Origin of the sequence: Streptomyces sp. NPDC005963 (genome assembly GCF_040638655.1) — a bacterium.
Lineage (GTDB): Bacteria > Actinomycetota > Actinomycetes > Streptomycetales > Streptomycetaceae > Streptomyces.
Genome location: NZ_JBEXVD010000002.1, coordinates 613022 through 625073, shown reverse-complemented (window position 1 = coordinate 625073; position 12052 = coordinate 613022). Strand labels below are relative to the sequence as shown.

At 69.4% G+C, this 12052-nt stretch carries 3 protein-coding genes; 2 read left to right on the top strand and 1 reads right to left on the bottom strand.

Annotated elements, in window-relative coordinates:
* Positions 1-51: 51 nt before the first annotated feature.
* Positions 52-639 (bottom strand): LPXTG cell wall anchor domain-containing protein, encoded by a 588-nt coding sequence (locus ABZ348_RS05925; protein ID WP_358929726.1) that lies wholly within the window; start codon positions 637-639, stop codon positions 52-54.
* A gap of 52 nt (positions 640-691) precedes the next feature.
* Between ABZ348_RS05925 and ABZ348_RS05920 the strand changes: the two genes are divergently transcribed.
* Positions 692-1003 (top strand): hypothetical protein, encoded by a 312-nt coding sequence (locus ABZ348_RS05920; RefSeq protein WP_358929724.1) that lies wholly within the window; start codon positions 692-694, stop codon positions 1001-1003.
* A gap of 439 nt (positions 1004-1442) precedes the next feature.
* A complete protein-coding gene (locus ABZ348_RS05915; RefSeq protein WP_358929722.1) occupies positions 1443-12047 on the top strand; it encodes a LamG-like jellyroll fold domain-containing protein in 10605 nt (3534 codons plus the stop codon).
* Positions 12048-12052 lie beyond the last annotated feature (5 nt).

Sequence of the window (12052 nt, the reverse complement as noted above, 5' to 3'; positions counted from 1 at the left end):
CGCTGCGCCCCCCTCCAAGCGCAGCGACCTCTCCGGGTCTATCGGTGACGGTTACGCCGTGGCGCCGTTCGCGCGACGACGCTTCATCGCGAAGACGACACCCGCACCGGCGACGATGGCGATGCCGCCGACGATCCCGATGGTCGGGACGACGGAGCTGGAGCCGGTCTCGGCCAGGCTGCCCTCGACGACGGCCCCGCTGGTCTCCTTGGACGGCTTCTCCGTGGCGACCGGGACCTTGCCGCCCTCCTGCGGCTCGGTGCCGTCGGTGTCCGTGCCGGCCTTCACGATCTGGAACTTGTACGCGACCTCACCGAAGCCCTCGCACTCGCCCTCACCGCTGGAGTAGAGGCTCGCGCCGAGTGAGAAGCCCGAACCCACGGGCGCCTTCGCCTTGACGTTGAGGCGCAGCGGCAGGTTGACCTCGTAGTCGGGCTTCAGCTCGTCGGTCCAGCCGACGAAGCCGACCGCCTCGCCGTCGGGGCCTTCCAGGCCCTCCCAGGACTTGGTGTCGGGGTCGTACGCCTGGAGTTCGACGTGCTTCTTCTTGAAGAGGTCCTCGCCCAGCTTGTCCGACGACGCCCCGGCGAAGAACGCCAGGTCGGTCAGGGTGTCCTTCGAGGTGTTGTGCACGTTCATGGAGAACTTGTGCCAGCCGCTGCCCGCCGCGATCTTGCCGGGGAGTCCGCTGATGGAGACGTCGACCGCGGAGTCGTTGCACTCGACCGGGGGCTCTTCCGACTCGGAGGCGCTCGGGCTCGGCGACGCCGGCGGGGAGGACTCGGAGTTGCTCGGGCTCGGGCTCTGGGAGGGGCTCTCGCTCTGCGAAGGGCTCTCCGAGTTGCTCGGCGAGCTGCTCTCGGACGGGCTCTCGGAGTTGCTCGGTGACGTGCTCTCGGACGGGCTTTCGGAAGTGCTCGGCGAGGTGCTCTCCGAGGGCTTCTCGGACGGGCTCTGTGAGGCGCTCGGCGAGGACTCGGAGGGGCTCGGGCTGGTTGCGTAGGCGGCCGGGGCTGCCAGGAAGGTGGCAGGAGCCATGACGGCGCTCGCTGCGGCGATGGCCATGGCGCGGCGGAGCTTCATGAAGACCTCGGCGGTGTCTGGGCGCCGCTTCGATGCGGCACCGGCTAATTGGCCTTCCGAAGCTGTGGTGCACGGGTGAGGCCGTCGGTACGCATGGTTGACCCGTGACCCACCGGAATGGTTGCCCATCATCTGACAGAAATTTTATGTGGTGTGGGCCACGAAGTATTTCCCGGTGATAATCCATGGGTCGTACACGCGTTCATGGCGATTGGTTCCAAAAGATCGCGTGACCCAGGTCACATTCGAACGTGTGACGGACTGTGGCCTTCTTGTGCGCTATCAGTGAAGGTCGGTAGGAGTAGAGCCTCCGCGATCTCACGAGAGGGCTCTACGTGCGCGCCTTACGTCCATTAGTCGTGTCCGCCGCGCTACTCATGACCGTCATCACCGGAACGGAACAGGCCGCGCTCGCCGTCGGCCAACCAGCGAGAGGCCCCAACGCTTCCGCCGACGCCCCCGACCAGAAGTGGGGCAGCGCGGACGGCCGAAGTCACCGGGCGGCCGGAGCCGCCACGGATGCCGCCGCCAAGGGAGGCCGGGACGGCGCACTCACCGCGCCCGGCCAACTGTCCCGCGAGCCCGCCGTCACCGAACGCCGCTTCCGCGAACCCGCCCGTCCACCCGCGATGGGCAAGGCCGAGGCCGTCACCGCGCCCGTGGCCGATGCGCCCACCGGGTTCGACACCAAGACCAGCAGAGAGGTGTCCGCCAAGCGGGCGGAGACCGCCACGACCTTCCGCAACGAGGACGGGTCGTTCACCACCCGTTACTACAACGAGCCGGTGAACTTCCGTCGGGCCGACGGCAACTGGCAGCCGATCGACACCGCCCTCGTCCCCGAAGGAACCCCGAGCCGCAGCGCCGCACAGTCCTGGCGGCCCCGCTCCACCCCCGACGACATCGCCTTCGCCGACCGCTCCGATGCCGCAGACCTTGCCCGGATCCGGGTCGGTGACAACGTTTCCTTGGCGTACGGAGTCGAAGGTGCGGCCCGCAGCCGTGCGGTCATCGCCGGCAGCACCGTGACGTATCCGGACATTCGACCCTCCGCCGACCTCGAACTGCTCGCCGGCCCCAACACGGTGAAGGAGACCCTGGTCCTCAAGGACCGGAACGCTCCCGCCGAGTGGCGCTTCCCGCTGGACCTGCGCGGGCTGAGTGCCGCACTCGACGCCCAGGGCGCCGTGGTGTTCACCGACGCCGCGGGCAAGGAGCGCGCCCGGATGCCCCGGGGCTGGATGGAGGACTCCAAGACCGACCCCCGTGCGAACCAGGGCGCCATCTCCGACCGCGTCGCCTACGGCCTCACCCGTGAGGGCGGACGGCAGGTCCTCACCGTCACCCTGGACGAGAAGTGGCTCGACGCATCCGACCGGGTCTACCCCGTGCGCGTCGACCCCTCCCTGCTCACGGTCCAGGCCACCTCGGGGACGTACGTCCAGCAGCCGTACACCGCCGACTACTCCACGGACACCGTGCTGAAGGCCGGCACCCACGACGGCACCCACAAGGCCGCCTCCTTCCTGCGGTTCAGTGGAGTGGAGACCTCGCTCAACAACGCCTGGGTGCTGAGCGCCAATCTGTCGCTCTACAACTCGTGGTCGTACTCCTGCACCGCCCGACCGGTGACGATCCACCCGATCACCTCCAACTGGGCCGAGAGCACCACGACCAAGTACCCGGGCCCGGCCACCGGCGCCTCCCTCGCGGGCAAGAGCTTCGCCAACGGCTGGCGGCCAGCGGGAACCACCAACTGGGCCTGCGCACCCGCCTGGGAGAGCATCAAGCTCGGCAGCGCGGGTCGGAAGCTGGTCGACGACTGGACCCACGGCCGCAAGAAGAACTACGGCCTGGCGATCAAGGCGTCGTCGACCGATCCCCGGGGCTGGAAGGAGTTCGGCTCCGACGACTATCCGAGCGGCAAGCCGAGCCTGGACGTCACCTGGACCCCGTACGGGGCGACCTACCGGCTGGGCGAGTTCACCACCCCGGTGACCGCGACCGCCGAGGGCGCGATGCAGGTCACCGTCACCAATCAGGGCCAGAACACCTGGCCCGCCGGTGGCAACATCAAGCTCCGCTACAACCTCTTCGACTCCGCCGACAACGAAATCACCGACAACGCGAAGATCCGTTGGACATCGTTGCCCACCGCGGTCTCGCCGGGGGAGAGCGTCACCCTCAGCGGGAAGATCGCCCCGCTGACACCGGGCACGTACACCCTCCAGTGGACGATGGACGACGTCGGTGTCACCCGCTTCACCAGCGTGGGCATTCCCGGCCCCGCCGTGAACTTCGCCGCGATCAACATCCCGCCCCAGATCACCGCCGCCTCACCGCCCAGCGGGGTGGTCCTGGACTCGCTGACACCGACGCTGTGGGCCACCGGCACCGACAAGGACCGCTACCCGGGAGCCCTCCAGTACCAGTTCGAGATCTGTGAGACCGAGGGCAAGAACACCCGCAAGAACTGCCGCACCGGCACCCGCAGCGCCAACAAGCAGTGGGCCGTGCCCGCCGGCTGGCTGTCCTGGGGCAAGACCTACGCCTGGTACCCGTACGCCTACGACGGCGCGGCGACCTCGGCCCGACCCGGGCCCGCCCTCTTCACCACCGAAGTGCCGCAACCCGGCATCACCAGCCACCTCGGCGGCGCCGACACCGGTGACGAACTCGGCGCCCGCACCGGCAACTACACCACCGCCGCCACCGACGCCACGCTCACCACGGTCGGACCGGAGTTGGCGGTGACCCGCACCTACAACTCGCTCGACCCCCGCACCGACGGGGCCTTCGGCGCCGGCTGGTCCACCCGCTGGGACACCCGGCTGCGCGAGGAGCCCAAGACCAGGTCCGTGCTGATCACGGTGGCCGACGGCTCCCAGGTCCGGTACGGCGAGAACCCCGGTGGCGGCTACGCCGGACCGTCCGGTTCCACCGCCAAACTGAGCCGCAAGGTGGACGGTTGGGTGCTGCGGGACCGGTCCGGCCACACCTACTACTTCGGCCACTCCGGATTTCTCGCCCGCATCGTCGACGGCGCGGGCCGGGCGCAGAACCTCCAGCGCTTGATGGAGGACGGCGGCCCACTGACCCGGGCCACGGACGCCGTCTCCGGCCGCAGCATCTCCTTCACCTGGTCCGGTGATCGGGTCTCGTCCGTCACCACCAGCGCCATCGACGCCACGACCCCCGGCCTGACCTGGACCTACACCTATACCGGCAATCGACTGACCAAGGTCTGCCCGCCGGCGTCCACCACCGCCTGCACGCACTACACCTATGAGAACGGCTCGCTCTACCGGGCCAGCGTGCTCGACTCCAACCCCGCCTCCTACTGGCGCCTCGGCGAGTCCGAAGGCTCCAAGGCCAACAGCGAGGCCCCCTCGCGGACCGGTCTCAACGACGCCGTGTACCGCGATGTGACGCTCGGCTCCCCTTCGGCCGTTGCAGGCACCACCGACACCGCGGCGACCTTCGACGGTACGGACTCGGTCCTGGAGCTGCCGGACAACACCTTCCGGACCTCGTCGTTCCTCTCCGTGGAGCTCTGGTTCAAGACCACCAAGGCCGGCGGAGTGCTCGCCACGCTCCAGGACTCGGAACCGGGACGGAAGCCCACCCGCTTCAGCCCCTATCTGAGCGTCGACGCGGCGGGCAAGCTGCGCGGGCAGTTCTACACGGCCGAACACGCCGGGAACCAACCAATCACCTCCACCCAGACCGTCACCGACAACCAGTGGCACCACGCCGTGCTCACCAGTTCGGGCACCAGCCAGACGCTCTACCTCGACGGCGCAGTGGTCGGCAGCCTCACCGGCACCGTCCAGATGCGGGACGACCAGTACGCCTACGTCGGCGGCGGCTGGGGCAACACCGGCTGGACGGGCACCACCACCGGCGCCCACCACTTCCAGGGCTCCATCGACGAGGTGGCCGTCTACCGGCACGACCTCGACCCCGGTACGGTCCGCGAGCACTACGACGCCCGCACCACGGCCAGCCGGATGACCAAGACCGTGCTGCCCTCGGGACGCACCCACGCCACCGTCGAGTACGACCCGGTCAACAGCCGCGTCATCCGCACCACCGACAAGGACGGCGGACTGTGGCAGGTCTCCGCCGAGCAGTTCAGCAGCGGCTCGGCCGCCTACTCCGACTCCGTACGGGCATCCAACCCGGGCGGCTACTGGCGGCTGGGGGAACGCAGCGGAGGCACCGCCCACAGCCAGACCGGTGACGGAACCGACGGTTCCTACCACGGCAACGTGGACCTCGGGCTGGCCGGAGCGTTCGCCGACGGCGATGACACCTCCGCGGGCTTCGGCCCGGGCAACTACGCCGAGATCCCCGAAGACGTCCTGCACCACTCCACGGACCTCGCCGTGGAGCTCTGGTTCCGCACCGCGAAACCGGGCGTGCTCGTGGGTGACCAGGTCAACTCCATCGACAACGCCACCACCGCCACCGGCGCCCGCACCCCGATCCTCTACGTCGGCTCCGACAACAAGCTCCACGGCAAGTTCTACTCGACCTCCACCAACACCCCGGTGCGGCTCGGCTCGACCGACACCGTCACCGACAACAAGTGGCACCACGCGGTGATCTCCGCATCCGGCACCACCCAGACGCTCTATCTGGACGGGGTGCGACAGGGCACCCTGACCGGCGCGGTCAACCACCAGGGCAACAAGCGCACCTACGTGGGCGCGGGATTCGCCGGCGGCACCTGGCCCAACTCGCCCGCCGACGTCAGCCACTTCCCCGGCCAGATCGACGAGGTGGCCGTCTACCAGGCACCGCTGAGCGCCGCCGCCGTGGTCCGCCACTACAAGGCGCGCAACGCCATGGTCGGCGGTGACAGCGTCCAGTACCGGGGCTCGGTCGTCGGCGACGCACCCGTCGGGTACTGGAGGATGGACGAGACCTCCGGCAGCACCGCCCGCAGCGAGAGCGCAGGCGGCCGGGCGAACGGCAGCTACGAACAGGCCGTCCTCGATCGCACCGGCATCTTCGGCACGGGTGACGGAGGCGCCGTCCGCCTCGCGGGGAACGGCAGCGTCTCCATCCCCGACGAGATCATCGCCGGAGACACCTCCCTGGCGGCCGAACTCTGGTTCCGCACCACGGGATCCGGTGTCCTCCTCGGCTTCCAGAACCAGCCGATCGGTACGACACCGACGTCCTGGCGGCCGGTCCTCAATATCGACCAGTCCGGCAAGCTCCGCGGTCAGTTCTGGCTGAGCGGCGCCGCCGGGGCCACCCCGATCGTCTCGCCGGCCGCCGTCAACGACAACGAGTGGCACCACGTCGTCCTCAGCGGCTCCGGCACCACCCAACAGCTCTACCTCGACGGCGCCCAGATCGGCACCCTAAGCGGCACCATCACCAACCAGGCCGTGGGCCACGCCTACCTCGGCGCGGGCTACGCCAGCTCCGGCTGGATGGGCGTCCCATCGGGCACCTACCGCCTCACCGGAGAACTCGACGAGGCCGCGATCTACGACACCCCGCTGACGGCCGAGCAGGTCGCGGAGCACTTCCGGGCCCGCGAGTACAGCAGCGGTTCGGCGCTCGCCTCCACGGTCACCGTCACCGACCCCGCGGGGAAGGCGACCAGGACCAGTTACGACGCACTGCGGGGCAAGCGTCCGCTGTCGGTGACCGACGCCGACGGCGGTCTGACCACCTACGCCTATGACACGGGCGGCTTCCCCCACACCGTCACCAACCCCAACGGACACTCCGTCATCACCGGCCATGACGCCTCCGGCAATGCGCTCTCCCGCACCACCTGCCGGGACCCCAACTCCTGCTGGACGTCGTTCGCCACCTACTACAACAATCCGGCCGACCCCCTCGACCAACGCAACGACAAGACGCTCACCCAGTCCGACGCCCGCTCCACCAGCAGCTCGGACGCCCGCTTCCGCACCACGCACGCCTACAACACCCTGGGCCTGCCGACCTCCAGCACCCTCGCGGACAGCCGCAGCAGCAGCGCCACCTACACCGACGGCACCGAACCCGCGACCGGCGGCGGCACCACACCGGCCGGACTGCTCAAGACCAGGACCAGCGCGGCCGGAGCGGTGACCGCCTACGGCTACTACGCCAGCGGCGACCCGGCGCAGGTCACCTCCCCGTCCGGGCTGATCACCCGGTACGCGTACGACGGTCTGGGACGCAAGATCTCCGAGACCCAGGTCTCGGACACCTTCCCGACCGGGGTGACCACCACCTACGGGTACAACGCACAGTCCAAGGTGGTGCGCGAGACCGGGCCGGGCGTGCAGAACGAACTGGTCAACGTCACCCACACCACGAAGATCGCGCGGACCTTCGACGCGGACGGGGCGGTGCTCACCCAGTCCGTCGAGGACACCACCGGCGCGGACGCAGCCCGCACGACCACCTACGGCTACGACGCGTTCGGCCGGCAGAACCTGGTCACCGACCCCGAAGGCGGCACCATCGCCTCCGTCCACGACAACTTCGGACGGGTGGTCAGCGAGACCAACGAGGTGGGCACCACCTTCACCCACCGCTTCACCACCCTGGGCAAACTCGCCGAAACGACCCTGAAGAACTGGACGGGCGACCCCTCGGGCACCCCGCGCGACCTGGTGGTCGCCTCGCACGCCTATGACCCGGCGGGGCGGCTCGCCTCCAGCACCGACGCGATGGGCGCGACCACCGGATTCACCTACTACGACGACGGCCTCCCGGCGACCACGACCGCACGGCAGGTCACCCAGGCCGACGGCACCAAGCGCAACATCGTCCTGGAGTCCAACACCTACGACCCGGCGGGACATCTGACCCACCAGGTGACCGGCGGAGGCCGCACCACGGCCGTCCACACCATCGACGCCACCGGCCGCACCACGCGCACGGTCGTCGACCCGGCCGGCGTCAACCGCATCGCCACCTTCGCCTACAACGCCGATGACCTGGTGACCGAGACGACCCGGTCCATCGACACCGCGGGCAAGAAGCTCACCACCACGACCGAGTACGACCTCGCGGGCAACCCCCTTCGGACGTCCCTGACCGACGGCACCGGTTCCCCGCGGGTCACCACCGCCACCTACGACGACCGCGGACTGCGGCTCACCAGCGTCAGCCCGCGCGGCAACGTCACCGGAGCCGATGCCACCGCCTTCACTACCACCCAGCGCCATGATGCGTTGGGCCGTCTCGTGGAGACCAAGGCGCCCCCGGTCCAGACCGAGGAGGTCGGCGGAACCGCAGAATCCGTACGTCCCACCACACTCACCGGATACAACAACGCCGGTGAACCCACCCACGTCAGGAACGCGCGCGGCAAGCTGACCCGCACCGAGTACGACAAGACGGGCCGGCCCACCGCCGTGCACCTGCCCGGATACGCACCGCCAGGCGGCAGCCTGATCAATGCGGTGTCCCGTACCGAGTACGACAAGGCGGGCCAGGTCAAGGCATCGGTCGACCCACTGGGTCGCAGGACCAGCTTCGACTACGACCAGTTCGGCCAACTGCTCACCAAGACCGATCCACTGACGGCAACCCCGTTGGCCGGCCCCGGCCTGCGGGCCCCCGACCCGCTGAACTCCGCACAGGTCAATCTGGCCGGTGCCGGAGTGACCCGTCACACCTGGACGCCCACCGGGCTCCAGCTCTCGGTGACCGACCCGATCGGCGCCAGGACGGAGGCGACCTACGACGAACTGGGCCGTCAGGTGTCCACGACCGCCGTCGAGCGCCATCCGACGCTCCAGAACCTCGTCACCCGCTACGTCTGGGACGACGCCAGCCACCAGACTGCCTCGACCACACCCGGCGGACACACGACCAACGTCCAGTACAACGCGGTGGGCGAGGCCAAGGCCGTGACCGACCCGCTGGGCGGGATCACCCGGACCGCGTACGACGGACTGGGCCGCCCGATCGAAACCACCGACGCCACCGGTCGCCGCTCCACCACCAGCTACGACGCGCTGGGCAACCAGACCGCGGGGAGCGACTTCGGCACCGGCGTCACCGCACACCGGACCGTGTCCGCCGAGTACGACGCGGACGGCCACAAGACGGCCGCGACCTCCGCGACCGGCAGCCGCACCGAGTACACGGTCGACGCCCTCGGCCGAGTCACCCGGATGGTCGAACCCGTGACCGCGACCTCGACCATCACCACGACGTCGGGTTACAACGCGCTCGGTAGCCGAACCCGGCTGACCGACGGCCGGGGCAACTCCACCTCGTACACCTTCACCGCCTGGGAACTGCCCGACTCCACCATCGAACCCGCCACCACCGCCCACCCGAACGCGGCCGACCGCACCTGGCAGATCGCGTACGACGCGGCCGGCCAGAGCGTGGCTGACCTGCTGCCCGGCGGGGTGCGGCGCGACCGCACGTACAACGCGCTCGGCAAGCTCACCGGCGAGACCGGCACCGGCGGTGAGGCCGCCACCACGGCCCGCAAGCTGGAGTACGACCTCGCGGGCCGCATGACGGCCGCCGGCACCGACGCCACCACCGGCCGCAACGTCTACACCTACAACGACCGAGGCCAACTGCTCACCGCCACCGGCCCCAGCGGGAGTTCGGCCTACGCCTACAACGGTGACGGCCTGATGACCAGCCGGGACGCCGGCGGTAAGCAGGCGACCTTCGGCTACGACGCCGCCGGCCGTCTCGACCACACCTGGGACTCGATCACCGGCGGTCAGGTCTGGCACGACTTCGACGCCGCCGGCCGACCGCTCATCGAGCAGTACGCCACCAACCTGGGCGGCGTCGAGGGCTGGACCTCGCAGGCCCGCAGGAAGTACAGCTACGACGACCTCGGCCGCCTCACCGGCGACCGGGTCAGCAACTCCGCGGAGACCGTGGAGAAGGCGTCCACCACCTACGGATACGACCACGACGACCGGGTCACCCAGAAGACCACCGCGGGCACGGCCGGCGCCGCGGGCAACGCCTACGCGTACGACAGGTCCGGCCGGATGACGTCCTGGACCAAGGGCACCACGACCACGGCGTACGAGTGGGACGCAGCGGGCAACCGAACGAAGGAGGGCACGGCCACCGCCACCTACGACGCCCGCAACCGTCTGCTGACGGACGGCACTTCCAGCTACGCCTACAGCCCCCGCGGCACGCTGTCCTCGGTCACCGCGACCGGATCACCGGCCCGCAACCTGACCTTCGACGCCTTTGAGCGCAAGATCAGTGACGGGTCGGCGTCCTTCGCCTACGACTCGCTGGACCGGGTGCGCGGGCACGGATCGACGTCGTTCTCGTACGACGGCGGCTCCAACAACCTGATGAGCGACGGCACCAACCACTTCACCCGCCAGCCCGGCGGCGGCCTCCAGGCGATGGAGACCGGCACGACGAAGCGGTGGTCCGTCACCGACCAGCACACGGACCTGGTGGCGGGCCTGTCGCCCGACGGTCTCACCGTCACCAACTCGACGTCCTACTCGCCCTTCGGCGAAGTGACGGCCTCCTCGGGCACGGGAAGCTCACTCGGCTACCAGTCGGGCTGGACTGACCCCGCGTCGGGCGATGTGAACATGGCCTCCCGCTGGTACCAGCCGGGCACGGGATCGTTCGCCTCCCGGGACACCTGGCTGTTGGACCCGACGAAGGAGCAGATCAACCGGTACACGTACGCGGGCGGCTCCCCGCTGAACGGCACGGACCCGAGCGGCCACGCCCTCTTCATCCCGATCCTCCTCGGTCTGTCGGGCGGAGGGAAGAGCCTCGCCGCTGCCACCGGTATCACGCTGGGTCTCGGCTACGGCGCGGTGAAGGCTGATGAGGCGTACCAGAACTACAAGGAGAACAGCTACGAACCCTCCTCGTCGTCCGATGTCACCTACCCCCTCAGCGGTGCGTTGGGGACCAGCGCAGTGGCCAGTCTCGTTCAGGCCCAGGTCGACGCCCTCAGGAAGGGGGCCAGCAGTAGCAGCAGTTCCAGCAAGGCCGCCGGACGTGGTGGCTCAGGCAACGGGGGCACCGTCTCGCAACCGCGGGTCTTCACCCGGCCCGGCACGGGCAGCGGCATCGCCCAGTCCGCACGGACCGCGGTCCGCCCGCCCCGCCCGGTAATCGACCAGAACCCCAACAACGGCCGCAACCCGATCCCCGCCCCGGTCAGGCCAGTGCCCCGACCCGACTGGAATCCGAAGGGCGGCGGCTGGAAGCCGGGCGACGGCCTGAAGATGATCGTGGGCGCCCTGGAGATGCTGGACCTCGTCGACGGATTGGACTTCGACCCCACGCGAGTCCCGCAGGAGCACGCGGCACCCGGAGCAGATCCGGGGTCGGGCCAGGGAAGGAACGACGATGAGAGGGAGAGGAACTGCCTCCGGGACGGCGACGGATGGGTCGACTACGAGTCGACCGATCCGGCCAACGGCAGCCGTGCCGTGGGAGTCACAGCGTGTGTGAACACGGCCTACATAACCGCCAAGCCCGGATCGGACACCGACACCCGCAAGGTCGCCCCGCCCGGATACCAGTGGGCACGCGCGAACTCCTACTACCTCGGCAACAAGCCGCCCAAGCACTGGGTCAACGCCTGCCACCTGCTTGCTTCTGCTCTCGGCGGCAGCGGCCAGGACCTGAGGAACCTGTCCACTTGCTCCCGCGCGGCTAACGCGAATCGTGTGGCGGCAGAGGACCCGGGCATGCCGGAGAACATGCGGCACGTCGAGAAGAGGGTCGGCGATGCGGTGGCGGAGGGGCAGACCGTGCTCTATCGGGTCGTGCCCCACTACGTCGGAGCTCGAACCGTTCCCGTGAGGTACGAGATGATGGCGCAAGGAACCACTCCCGATGGGCGTCGCGGGATTCGGGAGCACGTATCCATACCGAACTCCACCTACAGTGTCCGGTTCGGTCATTGGCGCAACCTGGGCACCGTCGTGCACCAGGGTGTGCCGGTGCCCGTCGGGGCGACACCTTAGGAAAG

Coding starts and splice junctions, on each gene's coding strand:
- ABZ348_RS05925 (WP_358929726.1), bottom strand. CDS start 639: ATGAACGTGCACAACACCTCGAAGGACACCCTGACCGACCTGGCGTTC.
- ABZ348_RS05920 (WP_358929724.1), top strand. CDS start 692: ATGGAGACGTCGACCGCGGAGTCGTTGCACTCGACCGGGGGCTCTTCC.